Genomic DNA, 26,764 nt, shown 5'->3' with positions numbered 1-26,764 from the left:
GATCGCAGAACAACAACACGTTCGCAGGTCGTTATATTGACTCAAAAGCCTTTCCAAGTTATGATGTTATAGATAAACTTTGAAAGACTTGGAACGGGAAGAGTAGGCAGTAAACCCTTCAGAGAGCGGAATTGTGTCGCTGAAAGATTCCGTAGGAAATAGCTGATCGAAGTCGCCCGGGAGTCGCCTGTTTGAGCTATAAATGTTAGAATGGGCCGGCAAGCAGCCGTTATCTGCATATGAGTGTCACGAATCAAAATCCGTTATCCTTGTAGAAGGCGGAAATGATGCGTGAAACAAAGGTGGTACCGCGAAAGTAAAGCCTTTCGTCCTTTGAGACGAGGGGCTTTTTGTGTTTTCTGCCTTTGTGAAGCAATGCGGAGACACCCTTTCTCAGGATAAGCTTATTTTGCTATGGTAATGCTTAAATGTAACGGAGGTTGATTAATAATGACAGAAAATCAAGAGCAACATTCATCGGCGGATATGCCAACAACGTATGATCCTAAAGCGGCCGAGCAGAAATGGTATCATTATTGGATGGAAGGTGAGTTTTTTAAAGCCGGCCAAAGACCAGATGCGAAACCCTACACGATCGTTATTCCACCGCCAAACGTAACGGGTATGCTCCATATTGGGCATGCGATGGACTTTACGTTGCAGGATATTCTGATCCGGACCAAAAGAATGCAAGGTTATGACGCACTTTGGCTCCCTGGTTCAGACCATGCGGGGATTGCGACGCAAACAAAAGTAGAGCAGAAATTACGGGAACAAGGTCTGACACGCTATGATCTAGGGCGTGAGAAGTTCCTAGAGAAAGTATGGGAATGGAAAGATCAATACGCTAATACGATTCGTGAGCAATGGGCCAAAATGGGCTTGTCTCTCGATTATTCGCGTGAGCGGTTTACACTTGACGAAGGTCTCTCACAAGCGGTTCGTGAAGTGTTCGTTAAGTTATACGAGAAAGGGCTTATTTATCGGGGCAAGTACATCATTAACTGGGATCCTGCAGCTCGTACAGCAATTTCAGATATCGAAGTTGAGTACAAAGAGGTTAACGGCCATCTGTATCATCTTCAATATCCACTCAAGGACGGAAGCGGCTTTATTACCGTAGCTACCACACGTCCAGAAACGATGCTGGGAGATACGGCTGTGGCTGTACACCCTGAGGACGAACGTTATTCCCACCTCATTGGCAAATCACTAATTCTGCCAATCATAGAGCGGGAGATTCCGATTATTGGTGACGAGTATGTAGAAAAGGAATTTGGTAGTGGCGCGGTTAAGATTACTCCGGCGCATGATCCAAATGACTTTGAAGTGGGACTTCGACATGATCTTCCTCAAATCACCGTAATGGATGAAAGCGGAACGATGAACGGAGCTGCTGGTAAATATCAAGGCTTAGATCGTAGTGAATGTCGTAAGTTGATTGTAAAGGATCTTCAGGACATGGGAGTTCTGATTAAAATTGAAGATCATGTGCATCAAGTGGGCCACAGTGAACGGTCAGGCGCTGTTGTAGAGCCCTATTTGTCAACGCAATGGTTTGTAAAAATGAAGCCGCTAGCTGAGGCTGCTATTGCAGCACAAAAAAGTGGCAAAGGTGTTAACTTCATACCAGAACGGTTTGATAAGGTATATTTGCAATGGATCGAGAATGTTCGCGATTGGTGTATTTCCCGTCAATTATGGTGGGGCCATCGTATTCCAGCCTGGTATAGTGAATCAACCGGAGAAATGGTTGTAGCTCATAGCGAGGAAGAGGCTCGTGCAAAATTAGGCAAGGATGATTTGATACAGGATAACGATGTTCTGGATACCTGGTTTAGTTCGGCTCTATGGCCGTTTTCTACCCTCGGATGGCCAGATGAGAGTAAGGAAGACTTCAAACGGTATTTCCCAACAGATGTCCTCGTTACAGGATACGACATCATTTATTTCTGGGTAGCCCGTATGATCTTTACAGCGCTTGAATTTACTGAGCAAATTCCGTTCAAAGATGTATTGATGCATGGTCTTGTTCGTGATAGTGAAGGTAAGAAAATGTCCAAGTCTCTGGGTAATGGTGTTGATCCGCTGGAGGTTATTGAGAAATACGGCGCAGATGCCATGCGCTATATGATTTCGACGGGCAGTACACCTGGTCAAGATCTTCGTTTCCGCTGGGAGCGTGTAGAGCAAGCGCGTAACTTTGCCAATAAAATATGGAATGCATCTCGCTTTGCGCTTATGAATTTGGAAGGTGTGACATACGACGACATTGACATCAGTGGTGATCTTTCTACCGCAGATCGTTGGATTTTACATCGCTTCAATGAGACAGCAGGTGAAATTACTCGTCTAATCGATGCTTATGAATTTGGTGAAACCGGACGTGTATTGTATAACTTTATTTGGGATGATCTCTGTGATTGGTACATTGAATTCGCTAAGTTGTCCTTCTATGGAGAAGATCTTGATGCTAAGAAGAAAACTCAATCTGTCCTTGCTTATGTACTCGATCGTACGTTGCGCTTGATCCATCCGTTTATGCCGTTTATTTCCGAGGAAATATGGCAGCATTTGCCGCATCACGGCGACACCATTACGTTGGCAGAATGGCCGCAGTATGATTCATCACTAGAAGCACCGGATGCTGTTCAAGAGATGAATCTTCTAATCGACATCATTCGCTCCGTACGGAACATTCGTGCTGAAGTAAATGTACCGATGAGTAAAAAAATCGAGCTATTAGTGAAGCCGGGATCTGAAGAATTACTTGATATTCTTGGACGTAATGGTCACTATATTCGCCGATTCTGCAACACTTCAGAATATGACGCATCGCTTACTATCGCTGCTCCGGATAAGGCAATGACAGCAGTCGTAACAGGGGCTGAATTATACTTGCCTCTGTCTGGTTTGATTGACATTAGCCAGGAAATTGCACGTTTGGAGAAAGAACTTGAAAATTTAAACAAAGAAGTAGAACGAGTGGAGAAAAAACTCGCTAATCAAGGTTTTGTTGCCAAAGCACCTGCCAAGGTTATTGAAGAAGAGAAGGCTAAAATGGCAGATTACGCAGATAAGCGTGATAAAGTACTCGCTCGTATTGAGGAATTGAGAAGCTAAGCTTGCGTATTTCAAATATCTATTGAAGGTGAATTACATGGGGGAAAGTACAGAAAAGGATAGTACTCCGTTACTAAACAGCTATAAAGAAGCAGTAGAATGGATTAATGGTCTGATTCCGTTTGGAATCAGACCTGGACTTGAGAGAATTGAAATTCTGCTGGAACGTTTGGGGAATCCACATCGGAAGCTTAAGTTCATTCATGTCGCAGGAACGAATGGTAAAGGCTCTTCCTGTGCCTTTTTAAGCAAGACCTTGCTAGAATGTGGTTATAGCGTAGGAACGTTTACCTCCCCTTACATCACGAAATTCACCAACCGATTCCAATATAATCTGGAGGATATCCCGGAGGGCACGCTACTTAAGCTATCGAATCGGATCGCTCCCTTTGTAAGAGAGATCGCTGATAGTGAGCAAGGTTCTCCTACGATGTTTGAGGTTAGTACGGCGATCGCGATTTTATATTTCGCGGAGGTTTGTTATCCCGATGTAGTGGTATGGGAGACTGGGCTCGGGGGTAGAATGGATGTAACTAATATTGTGACGCCGATTATTTCCTTGATTACCAATATCGGAATGGATCATACGGACGTACTTGGTGACACGATTGAATTGATTGCTAGTGAGAAAGCCGGAATTATTAAACCCGGCGTTCCGGTTATCAGTTGTGTCCAGCAGCCCGAGGCTATCGCTGTATTGAAAGATACTGCGGACAAGCAGAACTCAACATTATATCTACTGGGAGAACAGTTTCATTTCGATCGTGTTCAAACAAATGATAGATTGCAAAAGCTAACCTTCCACGGACCTTTTCGTGATATTGATTTAGAAATCACAATGCAAGGTGAGCATCAATGTAAGAATGCCGCTGGAGTTATGATGGTTCTGGAAGTGCTCAGACAGTATATGGCTTTTGTATTGGACGAGAAGGAATTGCTGGATGGTTTTCGTAGCACATTCTGGGCAGGACGTATGGAGCAGGTATCGGAACAACCACGTATCGTGCTTGATGGTGCACACAATCCAGAAGGGGCAGAGTCGCTTGTTAAGAGCATTCCAGAAACATATCGTTATCGTAAGCTGAATTTGATGATGGGAATGCTAGCCAATAAGCATCATCGCGCCTACTTGAAGCATATATTACCAATAGTGGATACACTTATTCTGACCGAGCCTGATTTTCGTAGGAAAATGGATGCACAGGCGTTATACGATCTTGTAGAAGAACTACGGGAGAGTTATGGTAAGAAAGATTTAGAGATCATCGTGGAACGTGACTGGAGAAAGGCCCTTTCGCTGCTGGAGTCACGGACGGAACGGGAAGATCTTGGGGTAGTGACGGGCACGTTGTATATGATTTCGGACGTGCGAGCAACCCTTTTGCATCAAACCGATTCTGAAAAAGGCTGGTGACTATTTTGTTGAATATTACGGAACAACATGTACATTTTATCGGTATCGGTGGATACGGAATGAGCGCTATCGCCCGCGTTATGTTGGAGATGGGCTATACTGTGACTGGCTCGGATGTAGCTGCTCAAGAACTGACAGAGAAATTAGCTGCTAAAGGGGCAAAAATCTATATCGGCCATACTGCCGAACACGTTCACGGAGCGGATTTGGTTGTATACTCAACAGCATTGCCGAAGGACAACGTAGAGCGAGTAGAGGCGGAAGAGCGAGGAATTCCGGTTATACATCGATCCCAAATGTTAGCTAGGTTATTAAATGAACGCACGGGAGTTGCTGTTGCTGGCGCGCACGGGAAGACAACAACCTCTTCCATGATCGCACTTGTGATGGAGCATTGTGGTGTTGATCCAACCTACATCATCGGTGGCGAAGTTTTGGATCTTGGAACGAATGCGAAGGCGGGACAAGGACAATGTGTTGTGGCAGAAGCAGATGAGAGTGATGGCTCTTTCTTGCAGTATCACCCTTCGCTGGGCGTTGTCACGAATATCGAAGCCGACCATTTGGAGAATTACGATGGGGACTTTGGTCGTCTGAAAGAAGCATATGTCCAATTTCTTAATCAAATTAAGCCTGAGGGTAAAGCAGTTCTTTGTGGTGATGACAGCAATATTCAAGAATTGTTGCCTAAGCTGCATTGTAAGGCGCTCACATACGGTATTGATAGTTCTTGTGATTTCTCGGCTAAGAATATCGTACTAGGTGATCGTTGTGTTACCTTCACTATGATGCATGGTGAAGAGGAACTCGGAGAAGTGGCTTTGTCCGTACCAGGGAGACATAATGTATACAACGCAATGGCTACGGTTATTGTGTGTCTCGAAGCAGGAATTCCATTTTCAGAGATTGCTGAAGCTATAGGCCATTTCCATGGAGCTAAACGACGCTTTCAAGTGCTTGGGGAACGTGATGGTATTCTAATCATTGATGATTATGCTCACCACCCAACAGAAATTGAGGCAACGATCACTGCAGCTAAATCAACGGGAAAACGCATTATCGCTGTGTTCCAACCGCAGCGTTATACGCGGACATTCTTCTTGCTGGATGCATTTAGTCGCGCATTTAGTGAGGCGGATGAAGTGATTATTACGGATATTTATTCCCCTGCCGGAGAAAAACAGATCGAGGGAATTACCTCTTCGAAACTGGTGGATTTAATTAAGGAGAATAGCAACGCGGGTGCAAGATACCTCCCTACAAAAGATGACGTTATTGCTGATCTCCAAGGCCGACTGAAGTCTGGCGACCTGGTTATTACCATGGGAGCTGGGGATATTTACAAAGTTGGGTATCAACTTGCTAAAGAGCTTTTAAATTAGATTGATATAAACAAAATATAAGCGATCCTTTCCCCAAGTTAAATTGAGGGAAGGATCGCTTTTTTTTGTAAATGGCATATAAGTTGCCCGTTGTTCATATTGTATTTCTAGAAGAATGGACAAGGAGTGTGCGGATCGTGAACAAGGCCAAGATGACATTTAGGTTTGACGGGCAAGGGCGAGAATTGGGAAGTATGCCACCAGTTGAGACTGCTAACGAGTACAGTCAAATTCCCGAACATATAGAGGACCTCTACCCCAAGTCAATACAGACGTCAGCTTCCTATCATGCCATGGAAACGATAGATCAGTGGGGGGACCCGTTTACCGATCATACAGGAGCAGGTATGACTGTATTCCCTCAAGACGAATGGAATAACGAACAGCAACATCAGGCATCAGTGGAAAATGATCCACAGGTAGAAGTTGATTGGTATGATGATTATCAGCGTGGTGATCATGGAAGTGAGGATAAGGAGTTCAAGGATGACTTTTATGTAGAAAATTATCGTTATCATCCTAGACGTACCTCTTGGTGGAAGCTGGGTGGATCACTTACTGGAGCTATTGTGACTGGTTTAATGTTTGGATTCGTGGTGTTATCCATATTTAATAAAGATTTGTCATTTCCTATTCCTGGAATCGGCGTACCTAGCCAGAATCAAGCAGGTCAGTCCGTTGACATCCCTGTACTCGGCAAAATTGATGAGGGAGAGAAAGTTGATGTTCCTCTAGTTGTGAACATGGCTCTACCTGAACAAACTTATTATTTTCTTCAATATGGCGTATTCAGCACAGCGCAAGGTGTACAGTTGGCCCAGGAGGAATTACAAGCTTCAGGAATTGCTGCGGCCAGAGATACGGTTGATGAGAAGAGAGTTTACGCTGGGGTGTCGCCTGATCGTGAACAGGCCAAGCTATTAAGTGGAGCACTCAAAGCAGTGGGAGTCAATTTGATATTACATGAGATCGCTTTGCCGCAAGTTGCCCAGTTAGAATACAGCGGCGACACGCAATCGTTAGAGCGGTACTTGTCACAAAGTGCTGATCTTGTGAGTTTACTGAGTTCCTCCTCAGCATCGTTATTGAGCCAATTGACAACTGAAACTCAGAAGGTTGATGAGATTCAGGAGCTTGGTCAAAGACACCAGCTTTGGACAGAAAGCGCTGCTGCGATTCAGGGTAAGCTATCTCAAGAGAGTGAGCAGGAAATTAATGAAATGGAGAAGGCGATGAATAGCGCAGTGGAGGCAATGGCAGGATACAATAAGAAAGAGGCCAAGACGCTACTGTGGGAAGTTCAGAATCAGATGATGCGGTTTATTCTAGCTGAGCAAAAACTAGTTACTATGGGAAATAATTAAGATTCAGTGTGTGCTAGAAGGCAGGGAATTGGAAATACTTCCCCCTGCCTTTTTTGTGTTTGTATTGGCGGTGAATTAACCTTATAATAATAAAGTGTCAAAAAATGGCGAGGATGACATTGTTATAGGATTCTATTCGCTAATTAGTCATTTTAAATTAGTATTTGTAAACATGAGGAGCGTCCTACGTCTTGGAAACAACATCTGTACGCAAAATTATTCTTGCCTCAACCTCACCCCGCAGAGCTGAATTATTATCTTCTCTACAAATTCCGTTTGATATTATGCCAAGTCATGCAGACGAGTCTACCCCGGATCATTGGACACCGGATAAGATTGTAACGGAGCTAGCAAAACGTAAAGCAACCGCTGTATACGAGTCATTGGATTTATCCAAGCGTAATGCTGTTATTATTGGGAGCGATACGATTGTTGTTAGAGATGGATTGGTTCTAGGTAAACCCCATGATGTAGAAGAAGCGGCGTCTATGCTTCGTTTATTACAGGGGAGAAGCCATTTAGTATTCACTGGGGTGGCTTGTATTGATGGACTGAATGGAACGTCACAGGTAGAGTATCGCGCTACAACTGTTACGATGAAGGCCCTTTCCGAGCAAGAAATTTTAAATTATGCGGGAAGTGGAGAAGGACTCGATAAAGCTGGAGCATATGCAATACAAGGTCTTGGCGCATCGATAGTCACAGGAATTGAGGGTTGTTACTTCAATGTAGTCGGGTTACCATTGTCGTTGTTAAGCGATATGTTAGTCCATTTTGGAATTCGTATTCTGTAGAATTACCAGGTAAGGAAGAGATAAAGCATATCCTTCCGAAATGAATTTGCTTATTAAGTCGTTACCTATGGCTTCGCAAAAACATTCGGAAAGAGGGATTGCATTGGATTCTTCACTATTTATGTTGCGTGACATTCCCCATGAGGAGCGTCCGAGAGAACGGATGATCCAATACGGGGCTGGAGCACTCAGTCACGCTGAATTACTCGCGATTTTATTAAGGACAGGAACGCGTCATGAATCAGCCATTCATATGGCCCAACGCATATTGATCGGAATCGGCGGGATTCGTGGTTTGATAGATTTTAGCCTGGAGGAACTGACCAAGCTGAAAGGAATAGGTCCGGCAAAAGCTGTACAATTGAAGGCGGGGATTGAACTCGGCCAAAGGTTGGCAAAGACACGTCTTCCCGATACCGGAACTGTTCATAGTCCACGAGATGTTGCGGATATGCTCATGGAGCAACTCCGTTATTTGCAGAAAGAACACTTTGTTTGTCTATTTTTGAATACTAAAAATCATCTCATTGCTCAAGAGACACTTTCCATAGGGAGTCTAAATGCATCGATCGTTCATCCGCGTGAAGTATTTCGCGCTGCGATCAAATGCAGTAGTGCTTCTGTCATTTGTGCCCACAACCACCCTAGCGGGGACCCAACACCGAGTCCAGAAGATATCGCGATGACGCGCCGTCTTTGCGAGGCTGGCCAAATTGTGGGGATTGATGTACTTGATCACATCGTGATCGGTGACGGAGAGTTTGTAAGTTTGAAGGAGCAGGGCTTGATGTAATATAATAGCGTAGATACAGAAGGAAAGGGAGATTACATCATGTTTGGTACGAAAGACTTAGGGATTGATTTGGGGACAGCGAATACGCTGGTATATACCCGAGGTAAAGGGATTATTGTAAGAGAACCTTCAGTAGTAGCTATTAACACAGATACGAAAAGTATTGTGGCTGTTGGGGAATCTGCTAAGAAAATGATTGGAAGAACACCTGGTAATATTCGTGCGATCCGTCCAATGAAGGATGGTGTAATCGCCGATTTCGATACGACAGCAACGATGATTAAGTATTTTATTCGTCAAGCTCAAAAGCAGCGTTCGATATTTCAACGTCATCCAAACGTTATGGTATGTGTGCCATCGGGCATTACAGCCGTAGAACAACGTGCTGTAGAGGATGCGACGAAGCAGGCTGGAGCACGCGAAGCTTATACAATTGAAGAGCCATTTGCTGCAGCGATTGGAGCAGATTTACCGGTATGGGAGCCAACAGGAAGTATGGTTGTTGATATTGGTGGCGGGACGACTGAAGTAGCTGTGATTTCCTTAGGTGGTATCGTAACAAGCAAATCTGTACGAGTAGCCGGCGATGAAATGGATGATTCGATCATCCAATATATCAAACGACAATATAATCTAATGATCGGTGAAAGAACATCCGAACAGATGAAAATGGAGATCGGTTCTGCGCTAGCGTTAGAACAGGTTGAAACGCTTGAAATTCGTGGACGGGATCTAGTTACGGGTCTTCCTAAGACGATTACCATCACATCTGATGAAATCTCTGAGGCGTTAAATGATACCGTAGGAGCTATTGTTGATGCTGTTAAAGTAACGTTGGAGAAATGTCCTCCTGAATTGGCTGCTGACATTATGGATCGAGGCATTGTGTTAACTGGTGGCGGGGCACTTCTTCGTAACCTAGATAAACTATTGTCTGGTGAAACAGGTATGCCTGTTGTTGTGGCGGATAATCCTCTGGATTGTGTGGCCATCGGTACAGGACGTGCACTCGATAACATTCACTTGTTTAAATCGAAAGGTAGTTCAGCACTTCGTTCCAAACGATAGTTCACCGTGGAAGAAGACACCCTTATGATAAAGCGGCGCCGTCCTGTTGGACGGCCATGCCGTTTTTCTCTTGTTTTATATGTATTTTTTAATTGAATGATTTGTGGAGAAAAACTGTAAGGTTGGAGGGTGCTTAAACTGTCTAAGCTACTTGGCAACAAAAGATTGTTTATTTTGCTGATCGGACTGATTCTATTTATTTCTGTTATGGGTATTACACTTGGACCACGATCGAATTTATCCTGGCCGGAGAAATTTGTTAAAGACACGGTTGGCTTTGTGCAAAACGTGTTTTACAAGCCCGCTAGTTATGTAGCGGGTTTATTTGAAGACATCTCTAACTTACATTCGATTCAGGAAGAGAACGAACAATTGAAGATCGCATTAGCCCACTATGCCAGGGATAAAGCTATATATAACGGGATTGACCAGGAGAACAAACGACTTCAGGGCTTGCTTGATTTTACAGAAGCCCAGAAGACTCAATATGATTATAAATGGACGATAGCTCAAGTTGTAAGCATCAGCGATGATCCCATTAACCGGACAATTGTCGTGAATATCGGTCTTCGTGAGGGTGTTAAAGAAGGTATGGCGGTCCATTCCGCTGAAGGTTTAGTAGGTGTTATAAGTCACGTGAGTAATTTCACCTCAACAGTGAAGCTGATCACGTCAATGGATGGAAAGGATCCTAACTCCAATGCCATCGCCGCAACAGCTCAAGGTAAAGAGAATAAAGTCTTTGGAATGATTGAGACTTATGACCCGAATAAAAATGTCTTTCTGATGACCAAAATTGAAGATCGTTCGTCCATATCAGAAGGTGATACGATCGTCTCATCGGGTATTGGTGGGGTATTCCCACGCGGGATGATCATCGGTAAGGTCACGGATATTCAGGTTGGCGAATATGGTCTTACTTATACGGCATCAGTGGAACCAGCGGCAAGTTTCATGGATTGGAAGGAACTATTTGTGGTGTTTACACCAGAGGTTGAGGAATAATGAGGGCTGTAAGTAGACGTAAATTCATACTTATCTCCTTGTTGTTTCTACTCTTTATTATCGAGGGAACAATCATTCCTTGGTTGATTCCTGGGGCGTGGCAAACTCGTGTCGTTCCAAATTTAGTTTATATAGTGATTTTGTTTTATGCGGTGTATGATAATCGACATTCGGCGCTCATGCTTGGCTTGATGTTTGGACTGCTACAGGATGTCGTCTATTATGGCGCATTGATTGGGGCCTATTCTTTTGCTATGGGTTTCTCCTGCTATATACTCGGGCTAATATTCCGTTCTCAGCGAGGGCGGGCCCCGATGCCTATGATGATGATCGTGGTGCTGATTGGAAGCATTTTACTGGATTCTATTTTATTTGGAACCTATTCGTTGTTCGAACTTACTCATCAACCCTTCACATGGGCGTTGATGAATCACATTATTCCGAACATGTTTGCTCATTTTATCTTTGCGCTAATTATCTATGTTCCGCTCCGTCGTCAGCTGGAGATCATTGCGAAGCGTCGATCCTCGGAGGATAACGCTTAATCTCTTTGGACATTTCCTCACAAGAAAGCAGGAACTAGGGTACTCCTGCTCGAATTGAATAAGAGGGAGGTACAGGCTATGACGGTTAAATCCAACCACGTTACGATCAAGGGCATCAAAGATGGCCTGGTTTTCTTATTAGATGACAGATGCGAATTCGAAAGTCTTCTGGAGGAACTACGTTATAAATTAGAGTATAGCCATCAGAACATTCTGACTGGTCCAATCATTCATGTAGATGTGAAGTTAGGTACGAGAATGATATCGGAAGAGCAGAAGGAAATGATACTCGATATATTAAAGCAAAGAGGTAATTTGCTTGTTCGCTCTGTAGAATCACCCACTTTGGACGGAGATAAAGTTGCCGAAGGGGCCATCATGACACTCAGTGGCATTGTTCGTTCGGGCCAAGTTCTTCACCATGAAGGAAATCTGCTCTTTCTGGGAGATGTGAACCCTGGAGGAACGATTACTTGTACAGGAGATATCTTTATTCTTGGGGCCTTACGGGGAATGGCACACGCTGGAGTAGATGGCAATGAGGACGCAATAATAGCGGCCTCTTATTTGGCACCAACACAACTACGAATCGCTGAGACGATTAGTCGGCCTCCAGACGAGTGGGAGAATCGGGAAACCAGTATGGAGTTTGCTTGTTTACGAGATGGGAAAATGCAGATTGATAAAATCACGAGTATTACCCGGGTACGTCCGGATTTTAACGTGTTTAAAGGGGTGTAACTAATGGGAGAAGCTATCGTTGTCACTTCAGGCAAGGGGGGCGTAGGCAAAACAACTACCTCAGCCAATATCGGCACAGCGCTTGCGCTGCTTGGCAAAAAGGTTTGTCTAGTAGACACAGATATTGGACTTCGTAATCTGGATGTGGTTATGGGACTAGAGAACCGCATTATCTATGATTTGATAGATGTAGCTGAAGGACGCTGCCGTCTAAATCAGGCCCTTGTCAAGGATAAACGATTCGATGAACTATATATGTTACCTGCTGCACAAACGAAGGATAAAAATTCAATTTCTCCAGAACAGGTCAAAGACATCATCCTTGAGCTCAAAAAAGAATATGAATATGTCATTATCGATTGTCCAGCGGGAATTGAGCAAGGATTCAAGAATGCAATTGCGGGGGCTGATCAAGCGATTGTCGTTACTACGCCAGAGCATGCTGCCGTCCGTGACGCAGACCGAGTTATCGGATTGCTTGAGAGTTCACATATTGCGTCACCGAAGCTGGTTGTGAATCGGATTAGAGTCAATATGATGAAATCAGGAGATATGCTTGATATTGAAGGTATTCTTCAGGTGCTAAACATTGATCTCATCGGAATTGTCCCAGATGATGAACTCGTAATTAAAGCAGCTAACAGTGGAGAACCAACAGTCATGAACCCAGACTCCAAAGCTGCTATTGCTTATCGAAATATCGCTCGTCGAATCCTAGGCGATACGGTACCATTGATGCTGTTGGATCAGAAGCCAGGTGTATTTAAACGATTCAAGAAGTTTTTTGGAATGTGATATTAGACTGTTAATGACTTGACCAGTCTTTTGCTTGATTAAGAACCGATGCCTTGTGCATCGGTTTTTTTGCGTTTTGCCCAGCAGAGCTTGTTCATAAACCGGCCAAGCCTCTCATAAACTTTACCATAGCATTATCGGGGGAGTAGTCGTAACAGTGATGGGGGTATCCCTGAACATGCCTTCGGTTACCGGGGAGGAATGAGAAAAATGGATGTGAAGTCAAATGTGAAGAAGCGAAGAGAAGAGCGGATAAAACAGTTAACAGCGGGTGATGTAATATCATTTGCTTCTCCTGAGCGAGGGCGTGAGAAAGTGGGAGTTAACAATACTAATCATGGTAGTTTCATGGGACAATCTAACCTTACGAAAGGTGAGGAAGCAGATCCTGAGCTACTATGGAAACGTGGTCAAGGACGTTGGCAAGATGCCTATGGATCTAGCTCCAAATCTGAACGACCAGAGAACTTTCATAGTAGAAGGTCCTCCTTTTGGAGAGCACTTTTTATCAGACTGGTCATTAGTGCCGCCTTATTCTTCGGTTTCATAGGTATTGAAAAGTACGAGCCCTCGTGGTCTCTCCCTGTTCGTACATTTGTTGCACAGTCTCTGACCCATGAGATTGATTTTGGAGCCGTGGAGACATGGTATGAGAAGACTTTCGGAGGGGCTCCCTCCTTTATTCCAATTTTTAAGCAAAGCCAAGATAAAGGTCTAAAGGTAGGATCATCGGGGGGGTTCGTAATCCCATTAAATGGGGTCATTGCTTCTCCTTTTGCTCTTAGTTTAAAAGGGGTTGAAATTACCCCAGCGGAGATTTCATCTAGTGGAGTTGGAGTTCAAAATGTAGAAACAGGACGGGTCCTAGAAGTTACTCAAGATGCATTCACTGGAAAGACTGTTACAATCCAGCATGCTGGAGGGTATACCTCCTTATACGGACATTTGGAGCAACCCTTTGTACAGAAAGGGGATTGGGTAGAAACGGGTGAGCTCATTGGAAGTCTTGTGCCTTCATCTAGCTCTTCAACATCAACTTTGTATTTTGCTTTGAAAAAGGATGATCGTTATATCGACCCTACGGATGTGATCCCGTTTGATTAAGTTTAGAGGTGTTTCGTTCTCCTTTCATCCATTTTTCGTCATCATTATGTTGACTTCGATTATGACGGGACATTTTCTGGAGCTAATCACTCTTTTTGTTATTGTATTTATACATGAACTGGGTCACGTTGTGGCTGCACGGGGATTTGGGGTAACCGTCTATTCGATTCAGATGCTTCCTTTTGGCGGAGTTGCGGTAATGGAAGATACGGGATACTTGTCTGCTGGGCGAGAGATTGTCATAGCGCTTGCGGGACCATTTCAGAATATTATGCTGATTTTCATAGCTTGGGTGCTTCATTTGTTTGGACTCTGGGACGGGCCGTTTCTGCTTTATTTTGTAGAAGCCAATATACTTATTGCGTTGTTTAATTTACTCCCGATTTTGCCACTTGATGGGGGGAAGATTAGTCAATCTCTTTGCAGTATTGCCCTTCCTTATCATGCCACACTCCTCTGGTCGATTCGGATCAGTCTGTTATTTAGTTTCTTAGTGATCGTATATTCGATTCTACCTCTTCTACTTACTCAGGGAATACTCCAATTTAATTTGTTACTTGTGGGTTTGTTCCTGTTGTACTCTAATTGGATGGATTATCGCAATATTCCTTATCGCTTCTTACGGTTTCTGATGAGTAGAGAACAAGCATTTACAAGACATCTCATTAATGGAAGTATTGTACAGCCGATATTGGCCGATAAAGCGAAACCTTTGGATAATATTTTGCGTCTATTTAAAAGGGAAAAGTATCACTTTATTTATGTGATGAATCATTTAGGAAACATTGAGGCTGTTGTCCCAGAACAGCGGGTGATCTCCGCATATTTGCGAGGCAAGCCAGGAGCTTGAAGCAATGCGCATGTTATAATGAAGGGGACAATGTATCTGATAGAACGTTAACGAAGGGTGAGATCATGAAACGGATGATTGTTCACTGCGAGTCCGGCTCCACTGAAATGGTGCTGCTTGAAGATGAGAGACTGGTGGAATACGCCGCGGAGCGTTCTCAGAAAAGAGGACTGGTAGGTAGTTTTTTTAAAGGAAAAGTTGTGAATGTGATTCCTGGAATGCAAGCTGCATTTATAGATATCGGTCAAAAAAAGAATGCATTTCTCTATATCGATGACTTGTTACATCCAAATTTGGAGAAGCAACCTAAGCCGAAACCGTCTATTGCCGACTTGCTTAGGCCAGGGCTAGAACTGATCGTTCAGGTAATTAAGGATGCGATTGGTAATAAGGGAGCTAGAGTGTCGACCCATTACTCGCTTCCTGGACGTTGGTTGGTGTATATGCCTTCTGCCGGTTATGTGGCCGTTTCCAAGAAGATCGGGCATGAAGATGAGCGGTGCCGTCTGAAAGAAATAGGCGAGGAGCTTCGCACCGATGAGGAAGGGCTTATATTGCGAACAGTAGCAGAGCATGAAGAGCGGAAAGCTATTGCGGAAGACCTAACATTGTTGCGAGATCAATGGGCATTGATTAAGGAAAAAGGTGAAAGAGGTTTTGCTCCTACAGCCTTGCATCATGACCTTAGTATGGTCCAGCGCCTAATGCGTGATGCCTATAGTCCTGAAACGGACGAGATTATTATGGATTGCCCAGAACGGGCTGATGAAGCTTCTGTATTTTTAAATTCAATGTTTCCAGGGCGGACACCACGTGTAGTTGTTTACAACGGTGAGGTTCCATTGTTTGATTCTTATGGTGTTAAACAACAATTGGATCGGGATTTTGGACGGAAAGTTTGGCTTCCTGGTGGGGGATACCTCGTATGGGACCAGACGGAGGCATTAACTGTTATCGATGTTAATACAGGAAAGTTCATAGGTGGAGAGAATTTGGAAGACACCGTATTTCAGACGAATCTGGAAGCTGCTCAGGAGATGGCCAGATTAATTCGGCTTCGGGATACGGGAGGAATTATTATTGTTGATTTCATTGATATGGAAAGCGATAGCCATCGAGCCCATGTGTTAGATAAGTTAGAGCATTGCATGCGTGGGGATCGAACGCAGCATCATATTCTTGGATGGACGAAGCTTGGTCTGCTCGAAATGACAAGGAAAAGAATGAGGGAAGAGAGTACCGTTGCGGTTGCAGAAGCGTTTCCAACATCTAGAGGCAATGGTAAGGGGAAAATTAACGGAATGAGTTGATTTTCCGGAGATCCCATGATAGTATATTAGGGTATGTGTCATAAGTAATGCTTGTGCACATGCTGTAACCGCTCCGATCGGGTATTGAAAGATCGTCCTATTTATAGGCGACACCTGAATTAGGCGAGTCTGAGACATGAGGAGGTGCAAGCAAATGTACGCAATTATCGAAACTGGCGGTAAACAATACCGTGTTCAAGAAGGCGATGTTCTTTTCATCGAAAAATTGGACGCAGAGGACGGCGCAAGCGTGACGTTCGACCGTGTATTGGCCGTATCGAAAGGTGAAGGTTTGGTAGCGGGAGCTCCATTGGTATCCGGCGCTAGTGTAACGGCGAAAGTCGAGAAACACGGTAAAGGTAAAAAGGTTGTCGTTTACAAATACAAACCTAAGAAGAACTACCACAAAAAGCAAGGTCATCGTCAACCATACACAAAAGTGACCATCGAGAAAATCCAAGCGTAAGAAGGTGACATCATGATTGTCGTCTCCATATTGCGCCGACAGGATAACGGTATCGAGGGGTTTGAAGTAGAAGGTCATGCTAATTATGCCAAGGCTGGACAAGATATTGTGTGTGCTGGCGTGTCGGCTGTTACCGTAGGTACGGTCAACTCGATTGAGGCACTTACTGGAATCATCATGGATTCCGAGATGGAGAACGGGTTCTTGAACGCGAGTCTTCCTTCCTCGGTCGTGATCCAGACAGAGGTAATGAATCAAGTCCAACTGCTTCTTGCTTCTATGGTCGTTATGCTTGAAGGTATCGAAGGATCATATGGGAAATATATTAAGATACAAGATATCATTACTTGAAGAAGGAGGTAGACAATAATGTTACAATTGGATCTTCAGTTATTTGCATCCAAGAAGGGCGTAGGTTCCACTCGAAATGGTCGTGATAGTGAATCCAAACGTCTGGGTGCAAAACGTGCAGATGGCCAAGTCGTTACTGGTGGCAGCATTCTCTTCCGTCAACGCGGAACGAAAATTCACCCAGGTACTAACGTGGGCATCGGTAAAGACGACACACTGTACGCGAAAATCGATGGCGTTGTGAAATTCGAACGTTGGGGTCGTGATCGCAAGAAAGTGAGCGTCTACCCTGTGGATACCGCTCCGGTAGCGGCTGCAGTCGAAGCTTAATAGCTTTACTGACCTAGTGAGGCGTTAGAAGCCCCCGGCACTTCAGTGCTGGGGGCTTCTTTTTTGATATATGTCGCTTGATTGAATTTTAATCGACCCTAGTTCATTATGAACGGAAATAACTGATGAAAGACTATTCACTTTGTCGCGTCTTTCTGACAAGGATTGTGATATACTGAGTAATGATGTAGGGGTAAGGGGTTCAACCAATTTGGTAGAGGAACGGGGAAAGTCATGAAACATCGGTTTACGATGCCTGCCATCGTCTTAACATTATCGTTTGTTTGTATGGTGATTATTTACTTCGTTCAATCGCCGCTTGTGGACCTTATTCTATGTATTTGCATGCTGGTCGTACTTTTTGGATATGTAGGGTACATCCAGCGGCAGGCAGCGCACGAACGTAAGGTTCTACTGGAGTCGGTTCAAAGAACGGCAACTTCAACGCTGAGTCATCATCGACATGACTGGATGAATGATCTGCAAATATTGTATGGATACATTCAATTAGGCAAGATTGATAAACTGGCTAGTTGTGTGGAAAGAATAAAGGGACGGATGGCGGTGGATAGTAAAATTTCCGGATTGGGTATACCGTCATTAGTTTTTTATTTACAGTCCTTCCGTGAGATGAATGGCTCTGTTGAGCTCGTAGTTGATATTGAAGATAATTTGAATTTAGGTAATTTACTCTCAAGTGACGACGCTGAGAAGTTGACTGAGGCCATTATTGAAACCGTACGTGCTTTTCAATTTGTGGACCGTTCGACATGGGGCGAAGTACCACAATTGAGAATGTCGTTATACCGAGAAAGTGATGAAGTACTAGTTCGGTTTGATCGTGAAGGTCCGTCTGGGAAAATGGAGACGACACTGGAACGACATATCGATGAATTAATGTCAGGCAAAAGAGTGATAGCCGAGCAGGTTGATCCGAAGCTGTCATCTATGCGGCTTCGAATGCCGTGCGGAAATATAAATGAGGTGAATGAATGTTTGTAGATAAAGCGAAGATTTATGTAAAGGGCGGTGACGGTGGCGATGGTATCGTCGCATTCCGCCGTGAGAAATACGTTCCAGAAGGTGGTCCGGCTGGTGGTGATGGAGGAAAGGGCGGAGATGTGATATTCCGTGTGGACGAGGGTCTGCGGACATTGATGGATTTCCGTTATCAACGCCATTTCAAGGGTGAGCGCGGCGTGAAAGGCCGGAACAAAAGCCAACATGGTGCTAACGCCGAAAATATGATTGTACGGATACCCCCGGGAACAATCATTATTGATGATGATACGCAAGAGGTTCTTGCTGATTTAACACGTCATGGGCAACAAATCGTAGTGGCCAAAGGTGGTCGTGGTGGTCGTGGTAATACCCGTTTTGCGACAGCAAATAATACGGCGCCGGAACTAGCTGAACATGGTGAAGAAGGCCAAGAACGCTGGATCGTGCTGGAACTGAAGGTCATGGCCGATGTTGGATTGGTTGGTTTCCCGAGTGTGGGTAAATCAACCTTGTTATCGGTCGTATCCGCGGCTCAGCCGAAGATCGGAGCGTATCATTTTACAACAATAACACCTAATCTTGGTGTGGTAGATGTTAGTGAAGGACGAAGCTTCGTTATGGCTGATTTACCTGGGCTTATCGAAGGTGCGCATGAAGGTGTTGGACTTGGACATGAGTTCCTACGCCATGTAGAGCGGACTCGTGTCATTATCCATGTTGTTGATATGTCGGGTTCAGAAGGACGAGATCCTTTTGATGATTGGCAGAAGATCAATGCTGAATTGAGACAGTATAATGCCGACCTTGAGAATCGTCCGCAGATTGTCGCAGCGAATAAGATGGATATGCCCGAATCCGAAGAAAATCTGGCGAAGTTTCGCGAGCAAGTAAGCGAGGTTCGTCCTGATCTTGAAATTCTCCCTATTTCCTCGTTAACCAGACAAGGGGTACAGGAACTGTTGTATCGAGCGGCTGACCTATTGGATGAAATTCCAGAAGCTCCAGCCATCGAAGAAGTAACTGAGATTAACGAACGCAAGATATATACATTGAACCAGAGTGAAGACGAAGGTTTCACGATCAGACGCGAGAATGATACCTTTATTGTGGAGAGCGTGAAGATTGAGCGGATGATGAAACGGATGCAACTCAATTCTCACGATGCAATTCTGAAGCTGGCCCGAACACTTCGTCACATGGGCGTGGATGAGGAACTACGTAACCGTGGAGCAAAGGATGGCACTATTGTACAAATTGGCGACTTTGAATTTGAGTTCGTTGAAGGTAGTAGCTATTACTAAATAGTACTCGCTGTGTTATTACTTCTAGAGAGCACCTAAAGGTGCTCTTTCTTGCTATTCAGAGCAAGGAAAATACAGAAATCTGCCGTAATTCAGCAAAAATCCGCAATTGTACTACCTGAAATAGGTTGCCTGAAAGTGTTATTTCCGATATAATGTCCACTATAGGAAAACAACAGTCTCTAAGGAGAGGACGATTGTGAAAGAGCGTTATTACCTAGTACGTGAGGATATTTTACCGGAAGCAGTAATTAAGACGCTTCAAGTTAAGCAACTACTGGCAAGCGGTGATGCCAAGACCGTTAATGAAGCGGTAATGCAGGTAGGGCTCAGCCGCAGTGCGTTTTATAAGTATAAAGACGGAATTCATCTCCTTAATCAAATGGAGCGTGAACGGATTGTTACGGTCTCTTTTGATTTGGAGCACCGTTCAGGTATTTTATCCAAAGTACTTGCGCTGATCGCTGGATTTGGTGGAAATGTGCTTACAATCAATCAGAGTATCCCGCTTCAAGGAAGGGCAAATGTTGTGATTTCCGTAGAAACTTCACGTCTTAGTGAAGAGTTGGATGAAATGATTGAAACGTTGCAAGGCATTCCGGGTGTAAAGCGGACTCATATTGTAGGGCAAGGCTAGATCGAAATATTAAATATGATACCCCGTAGGGGATATTGGAGGGCGAGAACAAGTGAAACCCGTAAAGGTAGGTTTATTGGGACTCGGAACAGTAGGTACCGGTGTGATTCGTATTGTGGAAGGACATCAAGAGGACCTGAGTAGTCAGGTAGGCTCCCCTATAATTATTGAACGAGTAGCGGTCAAAAGTATAGATAAGAAACGTAATATCGATATCGATCGGAGTAAATTGACGGAGGATCCTTGGGAAATTATACGTGATCCCGAGATTGATGTCGTTGTTGAAGTGATGGGTGGCATTGAATCGACCAAAGATTATATCCTTGAGGCGCTTGAACGTGGGAAGCATGTCGTTACGGCGAATAAGGATCTAATGGCGCTCTATGGATCGGAGATCTTGGCCAAAGCTCAAGAGAAACAGTGCGATGTATTTTATGAAGCGAGTGTGGCAGGAGGAATTCCGATCATTCGTACGCTGATTGAAGGATTCTCTTCCGATCGGATTATGAAGATTATGGGGATAGTCAATGGTACTACAAACTTCATTTTGAGTAAGATGAGTCAAGAAGGTGCTTCTTATGATGATGTGCTCACAGAAGCGCAACAACTTGGTTACGCTGAAAGTGATCCTACTTCTGATGTAGAAGGTTTGGATGCGGCACGCAAGATGGCGATCCTCGGTACGCTAGGTTTCCGCACAAACGTGGAGCTAACGGATGTGACCGTTCGTGGTATTTCCTCTGTTACTAAGGAAGACATTGCCTATGCCAAAAGATTAGGTTACGAAATGAAACTACTAGGTATCGCTGACCGTGATCGGGAAGACGATCAATTTAGTATTAGTGTGCAGCCGACGTTGGTCAAGAATACTCATCCGATCGCTGCGGTTAATGGTGTATATAATGCGGTTTATGTATATGGCGAAGCTGTTGGTGAGACGATGTTCTATGGCGCTGGTGCCGGCGAAATGCCGACAGCTACATCTGTAGTAGCCGATCTGGTTGCTGTAGTTAAAAATTTAAAGTTAGGTGTCAATGGTCTGAAAGCAATCGTACCTTATAAGGCTAAAAAGCTAAAAAGTGACGAGGCAATTGCATATAAGAACTTCCTGTTACTTAACGTAGCGGATAAAGCGGGTGTACTTGCAAAAATAACTCAGGTGTTTGCGGAGTATGATGTTAGTTTGGAATCGGTGGTACAATCACCAAATGCTTACACATCGGACGCTGAGATTATTATTGTTACTCATAACGCAAGTAAGGCTAGCATGGATAAGGTGCTAAAGCATTTTGAGACATTGGAAGTTATTAAACGTGTTAAGAGTGTATATCGCGTAGAAGGTTAAACTATCACCAGCTGCAAGGAGATCAATTATGATTGTAAATGAAGGTGTTCGGGTAAAAGTGCCTGCTAGCACGGCAAATCTAGGGCCGGGTTTTGATACGCTGGGCATGGCGTTATCGCTCTATGCTTGGATCGAAATGAAACCAGCTGAGAAAACGGTATTTCATTTGTATGGGGACCAGATGGCTGGAATCCCGCTGGATAAAAGTAATTTAATATATGAGGTCGCCCAGTCTGTCTTCCGTGAAGCGGGTGTGATGGTACCGGAACTTGAGATATCAATGTATAGCGATATACCGCTAACACGTGGACTCGGGAGCAGTGCTTCGGCTATCGTTGGGGCACTCTTCGCTGCAAATTGTTTGATTGGTTCGCCGCTTGATGAATCGCGATTGTTTGATATGGCAACGGCACTAGAAGGGCATCCTGATAACGTCGGTGCTTCATTATTTGGTGGGATTATAACGGCTGTTTGGGATGGCAGTCATGCAGAATATTTACGTATTGAACCACCTACGGAGTTGGATGTATTGGTTGCCATTCCAGATTTTCAACTATCTACGGCGAAAGCGCGCGAAGTACTTCCTGAAGCAGTGAGTCTCAGGGATGCAGTATATAATGTGAGTAGAACATCACTGCTTCAGGCAGCCCTTGCTTCAAATAGGTTGGATCTTATTCCATTCGCTATGCAGGATCGCCTTCATCAACCCTATCGTTCTTCTCTTATTCCGGGAATGGCCCGGATTTTGGAGGAAGCGACTGCACATGGCGCATTAGGAGTTGCTCTAAGTGGTGCTGGACCAACATTGTTAGCGCTGGTTGATCGGCGCAAACAAACAGAAGCCACATTGGAACAATTTCTCTTGGGTGTACTTAACGAGCAAGGGATTGTCGCAGAAATGCTCTGGTTAAAACCTTGCACATTAGGGGCGACGAAGCTTACTATAGAAGAGGATAAATCGTTCTTGGAGATCATTAAAGGGGAAGTTAGTGCATGAAGACGATAGCGGTATTACCAGAGGGGACAGTGTCTCATGAGGCTCTTCTTCATTTGTTTGGGGATGAACCAGTAGAACTGTTGCATTTTAAACAGATTTCTGATGTCTTTTTAGCAACTGCAAGTGGAAAGAGTCAATACAGTGTGATACCCATAGAGAATACGATCGAAGGCTCCGTTAGTCTTCATATGGATTGGTTGGTACATGAAGTTGATATTCCAATGCAGGTTGAATGGGTATACCCTTCAATTCAAAATTTAATCGGCAGACAGGCAGAATTATTATCTCCTGATGGCGATATCGATTTCTCCAAAGTGACCAAAGTATTATCACATCCTGTTGCGATGGCGCAGTGTATGCAATTTTTACGGCTGCATATGCCTCATGCTGAGCTGGAACATGTGGGAAGTACATCTGAAGCAGTAGAGTGGGTTAAGCACCATCCAGATGAAGGTTTGGCTGCTATCGGTACAACGCTGGGTGCCAAGCGACATGGACTAGATATTCTTGCGAGTAAAGTTACGGATCACGATAACAACTACACTCGTTTTGTTCTGATTGGTCCAGAGCCACTTCGTCTACCTATCAGTTCAGTTCAAGACAAGACGAGTATATTGGTGACTTTACCTGAGGATTTTCCGGGCGCGCTTCATCAGGTTGTGTCTGCATTTGCGTGGCGTAAGCTGAACTTATCGCGAATTGAGTCTCGGCCGACCAAAAAACGGTTGGGTAGCTATTACTTTTATATGGATGTGCTCGCTTCACTGGAATCAGTATTACTACAATCCGCTATGGAAGAAATCGAAGCGCTAGGATGTCAGGTGCGTATTTTGGGAAGTTATCCTAGTTATTCTTTGAGTAAATAATATTTCGGAGGTGCATTAATAATGGCAGAACAATGGATATATTTAAACGGTCAGTATGTGACCAAGGAAAATGCAGTAGTTTCGGTTTATGACCACGGTTTTTTATATGGTGACGGTATTTTTGAAGGTATTCGGATTTATAACGGTAATATTTTTAAATGCAAGGAGCATCTTGATCGGTTATATGATTCAGCAAAATCAATTATGTTGAACATTCCCTTGACATATCAAGAGATGGAAGATGCGCTAGTTGAGACTCTCCGCCGTAATGAATTGCGGGATGGATATATCCGTCTTGTTGTGTCACGTGGTGCAGGTAATTTAGGCCTCGATCCAAATCGGTGTCCCAAAGCCTCTGTTATCATTATTGTGGAACAATTGGCGATTTACTCGGAAGAAGCATACAAAACAGGTCTGAAGACGGTTTCTGTATCGACAAAACGTAATCTTCCTGATGCACTTAATCCTAAGATCAAATCACTCAACTATTTGAACAATATCTTGGTGAAGATTCAATCTAACCTATCTGGTGCGGGTGAGGCGATCATGCTCAACTCCCAAGGTTATGTTACAGAGGGCTCCGGCGATAATATTTTTATCATTAAGAACGGAGTTATTACGACACCTCCTTGTTATTTGGGTGCTCTTGAAGGAATCACGCGTCAGGCCATTATCGATATCTGCAACGAAAAAGGATACAAACTTAAGGAAGAGCCGTTCAGCTTGCACGATGTTTATATTGCTGATGAGGTATTCCTAACGGGAACGGCGGCTGAAGTTATTGCTGTGCGTGAAGTGGACGGGCGTATTATTGGTGAGGGACATGCTGGTCCTATCACATTGAAGCTCCTTGAAGAATTCCGCAGTGTGGTTGATAAGGACGGACTAAAGGTTTGGTAATTTGTTGATTGGAATAATCCTACTCATCTCTATATAAGAGGTGGGTAGGATTTTTTTGTTTTTTGGGATGTCAAAAACCGGGCTTCTGCATAGGATGTATTAATTGGGCCCCGGGCGAAGATCATGGTCCGGAGAAGAAATCTAGGAGGTCTTCCGCACGTGAAAATACACATTGTGAAATCAGGGGATACATTGTTCGATTTATCAAAAAAGTATAATGTTCCTCTACAGAAATTAATTGACGCCAATCCGCAAATCACAAATCCTGACCAGCTAAGCATTGGGATGAAGGTAAAAATTCCTTCAGCTGCGGTATCTATTGGTGGTAACGAAGGTATGACCCACAAACATGTAGTAAAGCAGGGGGATACACTGTGGAAGCTCGCTAATGCTTATGGACTCCCATTACAGTCTCTAATTGCAGCGAATCCACAGCTTAGTGATCCTAATGTACTTAAGGTGGGGGATGTTGTGAATATTCCTTCCACTTCCTCTATGGGGCAAGGGAACTCGTCCAATCAACACGGCGGGGCATCTATGCATGAGAATCCCAATAAGAAAAATACAGGGATCAAACCAGAAACTAAACCAGAGGTCAAACCGGAAGTTAAGCCAGAAAACAAGCCAAATGTCAAACCTGAAGTCAAACCAGAGAATAAACCGAATGTCAAACCCGAAGTTAAACCTGAAGTAAAGCCAGAAGTAAAACCTGAAGTAAAGCCAGAAGTAAAGCCGGAAGTAAAACCAGAAGTAAAACCGGAAGTAAAACCAGAGAACAAACCGAATATTAAACCCGAAGTTAAACCGGAAAATAAGCCGAATATCAAACCAGAGATCAAACCAGAAATGAAACCAGAAATGAAACCAGAAATGAAACCAGAAATGAAACCAGAAATGAAACCAGAAATGAAACCAGAAATGAAACCGGATATGAAGTCGGAGAACTTTGCGCCAGCTCCTAATTTTGTTGAACCGATAAAAATGGAGGAACTTCCATATTTCCCAGAACCTCAATTTCCTGATTTCATGTATCAGATGAATCAACAGCCTATGACGCTTCCAGCTCCAGTCTATCCAACGAATTGTGGATGTTCGGATTGGGGGACACAACCTAACAATAACTTATTCATTCAATATCAAATGTCTTCCGAGAATGTGACTTCTTTCTATGATATCCCACAAACTCAACAAGAAAATTCATTTATGAGTCAACCATTTGTTCATGGGGAGTATCCGGGGGTCTCTGGTTTCCCTTCTAATTCAGCTCCTGGAATGATGGATAATTGCGAACCTACAGGGTTTCCATTCCAGCCTTATTATGCTCAAAATCCATATAGTGCAAATAATCAATTGCCAATGTCTAATGTTAGCCCAAATCAGGGCTTTTGGTCGCCGAATCAGCAGTTACCTTCGTATTGTGAACCTCAGGTATATTATCAACCATCTTATTCATGTTGTGAGCCTATTCATCCCTATATGTATGCGCAAGCTAATAACGCAACAATGAACTCCCCTATGAACTATGGTGGAGTTGGAAGCTGGGGCCAGCCAAATTCACAAAATATGTCCTTGAGCGGTGTTGGTGGAATGAATCAGATGAAAGGAATGCCTGATTCAGATCGTGAAAAGTTAGAATTAAGTGAGGAATTAACAGATCAAGTTAAATCAGAGAAACCTTCATCTAAACTTAAAACGAAAAAAGAAGTCAAAATTTCATCAAACTCAACTTCAAAGAGTGGTATAAAAAAAGAAGGTAGATCCTCAGGTAATGGAGGACTTAAGAAAAATCGTCAAAACTCTAGACGTCGTAATCCGTGGATCAACAACTAGTCTATTTAAAGAAAGCGGGAATAGTCCTGCTTTCTTTTTTTGTTTTCAAATTTTTGATCCTTAAACGCTTGAACAAGTCCGTAAGATATGATATATTATCATTCCGCGTTGAAAGACATTGATATCTACTCAACGTGGAAAAAGGCAGAACGCTTAATAAACAATAAAGCTTTAAAAAGTGCTTGCCAAACTAACACCCACGTGTTATATTATAAATCCGCCCGTTAAACACAAGCTTTTGTAGCTAACCACTACGAAATACCAGGAAAAATAAAGCTTGCAAAACGGTGTTGGATGTAGTAAGATATAAGAGTTGCTGCTGAGGTAATGGACAGGCAACGGAAACGAAGTTGATCTTTGAAAACTGAACAACGAGTGAGTGAAATTCACGAAAGTGAAATTCAAAAAAATAGAGAATTATATTCTCGTCAGTTTCAAAATGAGCACAATC

General features: G+C 43.7%; 25 protein-coding genes and 2 other annotated features. All 25 genes read left to right on the top strand.

Features of this window, described 5'->3' with window-relative positions:
* Positions 1-80 precede the first annotated feature (80 nt).
* Positions 81-337 (top strand) — a binding site (T-box leader).
* Positions 338-450: 113 nt separating this feature from the next.
* Positions 451-3,123 (top strand): valine--tRNA ligase, encoded by a 2,673-nt coding sequence (locus tag IEW05_RS19360; RefSeq protein ID WP_188541528.1) that lies wholly within the window; start codon positions 451-453, stop codon positions 3,121-3,123.
* A 37-nt stretch (positions 3,124-3,160) separates the two neighbouring features.
* Positions 3,161-4,537, top strand: a complete 1,377-nt coding sequence (locus IEW05_RS19355; protein ID WP_188541527.1) for a bifunctional folylpolyglutamate synthase/dihydrofolate synthase — start codon at positions 3,161-3,163, stop codon at positions 4,535-4,537.
* A gap of 8 nt (positions 4,538-4,545) precedes the next feature.
* A complete protein-coding gene (gene murC / locus IEW05_RS19350) occupies positions 4,546-5,919 on the top strand; it encodes a UDP-N-acetylmuramate--L-alanine ligase (RefSeq protein WP_188541526.1) in 1,374 nt (457 codons plus the stop codon).
* A 71-nt stretch (positions 5,920-5,990) separates the two neighbouring features.
* Positions 5,991-7,283, top strand: coding sequence for an SPOR domain-containing protein (locus tag IEW05_RS19345; RefSeq protein WP_229753556.1), 1,293 nt, complete (start codon positions 5,991-5,993; stop codon positions 7,281-7,283).
* A gap of 191 nt (positions 7,284-7,474) precedes the next feature.
* Complete coding sequence (locus IEW05_RS19340; protein ID WP_188541525.1) at positions 7,475-8,077, top strand: Maf family protein; 603 nt, start codon at positions 7,475-7,477, stop codon at positions 8,075-8,077.
* Positions 8,078-8,144: 67 nt separating this feature from the next.
* Positions 8,145-8,870, top strand: a complete 726-nt coding sequence (gene radC / locus IEW05_RS19335) for a RadC family protein (RefSeq protein WP_188541787.1) — start codon at positions 8,145-8,147, stop codon at positions 8,868-8,870.
* A gap of 39 nt (positions 8,871-8,909) precedes the next feature.
* Positions 8,910-9,938 carry a rod shape-determining protein gene (locus IEW05_RS19330; RefSeq protein WP_188541524.1) on the top strand — a complete coding sequence of 343 codons (1,029 nt, stop codon included), beginning with the start codon at positions 8,910-8,912 and terminating at the stop codon, positions 9,936-9,938.
* A 129-nt stretch (positions 9,939-10,067) separates the two neighbouring features.
* Positions 10,068-10,943 carry a rod shape-determining protein MreC gene (gene mreC, locus IEW05_RS19325; protein WP_188541523.1) on the top strand — a complete coding sequence of 292 codons (876 nt, stop codon included), beginning with the start codon at positions 10,068-10,070 and terminating at the stop codon, positions 10,941-10,943.
* Entirely contained in the window at positions 10,943-11,488 is a 546-nt protein-coding gene (gene mreD, locus IEW05_RS19320) for a rod shape-determining protein MreD (RefSeq protein ID WP_188541522.1), read from the top strand. Before mreC ends, mreD begins: the two co-directional genes overlap by 1 nt.
* A gap of 78 nt (positions 11,489-11,566) precedes the next feature.
* Positions 11,567-12,229: a septum site-determining protein MinC gene (gene minC, locus IEW05_RS19315; protein ID WP_188541521.1), complete on the top strand. Its 663-nt coding sequence runs from the start codon at positions 11,567-11,569 to the stop codon at positions 12,227-12,229.
* A gap of 3 nt (positions 12,230-12,232) precedes the next feature.
* The gene (gene minD / locus IEW05_RS19310; protein ID WP_188541520.1) at positions 12,233-13,024 is read left to right on the top strand and encodes a septum site-determining protein MinD; all 792 of its coding nucleotides are present in this window, start codon (positions 12,233-12,235) and stop codon (positions 13,022-13,024) included.
* Positions 13,025-13,234: 210 nt separating this feature from the next.
* Positions 13,235-14,128, top strand: a complete 894-nt coding sequence (locus tag IEW05_RS19305; protein WP_188541519.1) for a M23 family metallopeptidase — start codon at positions 13,235-13,237, stop codon at positions 14,126-14,128.
* Complete coding sequence (locus IEW05_RS19300) at positions 14,121-14,978, top strand: M50 family metallopeptidase (RefSeq protein WP_188541518.1); 858 nt, start codon at positions 14,121-14,123, stop codon at positions 14,976-14,978. The genes IEW05_RS19305 and IEW05_RS19300 overlap by 8 nt, the downstream gene beginning before the upstream one ends.
* Positions 14,979-15,043: 65 nt before the next feature.
* Positions 15,044-16,288 (top strand): Rne/Rng family ribonuclease, encoded by a 1,245-nt coding sequence (locus IEW05_RS19295; protein ID WP_188541517.1) that lies wholly within the window; start codon positions 15,044-15,046, stop codon positions 16,286-16,288.
* 56 nt (positions 16,289-16,344) lie between these two features.
* Positions 16,345-16,429: a sequence feature (ribosomal protein L21 leader region), on the top strand.
* A gap of 13 nt (positions 16,430-16,442) precedes the next feature.
* Positions 16,443-16,754, top strand: coding sequence for a 50S ribosomal protein L21 (rplU, locus tag IEW05_RS19290; RefSeq protein ID WP_188541516.1), 312 nt, complete (start codon positions 16,443-16,445; stop codon positions 16,752-16,754).
* A 12-nt stretch (positions 16,755-16,766) separates the two neighbouring features.
* A complete protein-coding gene (locus tag IEW05_RS19285) occupies positions 16,767-17,105 on the top strand; it encodes a ribosomal-processing cysteine protease Prp (RefSeq protein ID WP_188541515.1) in 339 nt (112 codons plus the stop codon).
* 18 nt (positions 17,106-17,123) lie between these two features.
* On the top strand, positions 17,124-17,435 hold the full coding sequence (rpmA, locus tag IEW05_RS19280) for a 50S ribosomal protein L27 (protein WP_188541514.1): 312 nt from the start codon (positions 17,124-17,126) through the stop codon (positions 17,433-17,435).
* Between the two features lie 234 nt (positions 17,436-17,669).
* Positions 17,670-18,437: a Spo0B domain-containing protein gene (locus IEW05_RS19275; RefSeq protein WP_188541513.1), complete on the top strand. Its 768-nt coding sequence runs from the start codon at positions 17,670-17,672 to the stop codon at positions 18,435-18,437.
* Positions 18,428-19,738 carry a GTPase ObgE gene (gene obgE / locus IEW05_RS19270; protein WP_188541512.1) on the top strand — a complete coding sequence of 437 codons (1,311 nt, stop codon included), beginning with the start codon at positions 18,428-18,430 and terminating at the stop codon, positions 19,736-19,738. The genes IEW05_RS19275 and obgE overlap by 10 nt, the downstream gene beginning before the upstream one ends.
* A gap of 199 nt (positions 19,739-19,937) precedes the next feature.
* Positions 19,938-20,375 (top strand): ACT domain-containing protein, encoded by a 438-nt coding sequence (locus IEW05_RS19265; protein WP_188541511.1) that lies wholly within the window; start codon positions 19,938-19,940, stop codon positions 20,373-20,375.
* Positions 20,376-20,427: 52 nt separating this feature from the next.
* Positions 20,428-21,720, top strand: a complete 1,293-nt coding sequence (locus IEW05_RS19260) for a homoserine dehydrogenase (protein ID WP_188541510.1) — start codon at positions 20,428-20,430, stop codon at positions 21,718-21,720.
* 28 nt (positions 21,721-21,748) lie between these two features.
* Entirely contained in the window at positions 21,749-22,717 is a 969-nt protein-coding gene (gene thrB, locus IEW05_RS19255) for a homoserine kinase (RefSeq protein ID WP_188541509.1), read from the top strand.
* Entirely contained in the window at positions 22,714-23,583 is an 870-nt protein-coding gene (gene pheA, locus IEW05_RS19250; protein ID WP_188541508.1) for a prephenate dehydratase, read from the top strand. The genes thrB and pheA overlap by 4 nt, the downstream gene beginning before the upstream one ends.
* Positions 23,584-23,604: 21 nt before the next feature.
* Complete coding sequence (ilvE, locus tag IEW05_RS19245) at positions 23,605-24,483, top strand: branched-chain-amino-acid transaminase (RefSeq protein WP_188541507.1); 879 nt, start codon at positions 23,605-23,607, stop codon at positions 24,481-24,483.
* Positions 24,484-24,642: 159 nt separating this feature from the next.
* Positions 24,643-26,313, top strand: a complete 1,671-nt coding sequence (locus tag IEW05_RS19240) for a LysM peptidoglycan-binding domain-containing protein (RefSeq protein WP_188541506.1) — start codon at positions 24,643-24,645, stop codon at positions 26,311-26,313.
* Positions 26,314-26,764 lie beyond the last annotated feature (451 nt).

This window comes from Paenibacillus segetis (assembly GCF_014639155.1).
Lineage (GTDB): Bacteria > Bacillota > Bacilli > Paenibacillales > Paenibacillaceae > Fontibacillus > Fontibacillus segetis.
This window is presented reverse-complemented; position numbering and strand designations above follow the sequence as displayed.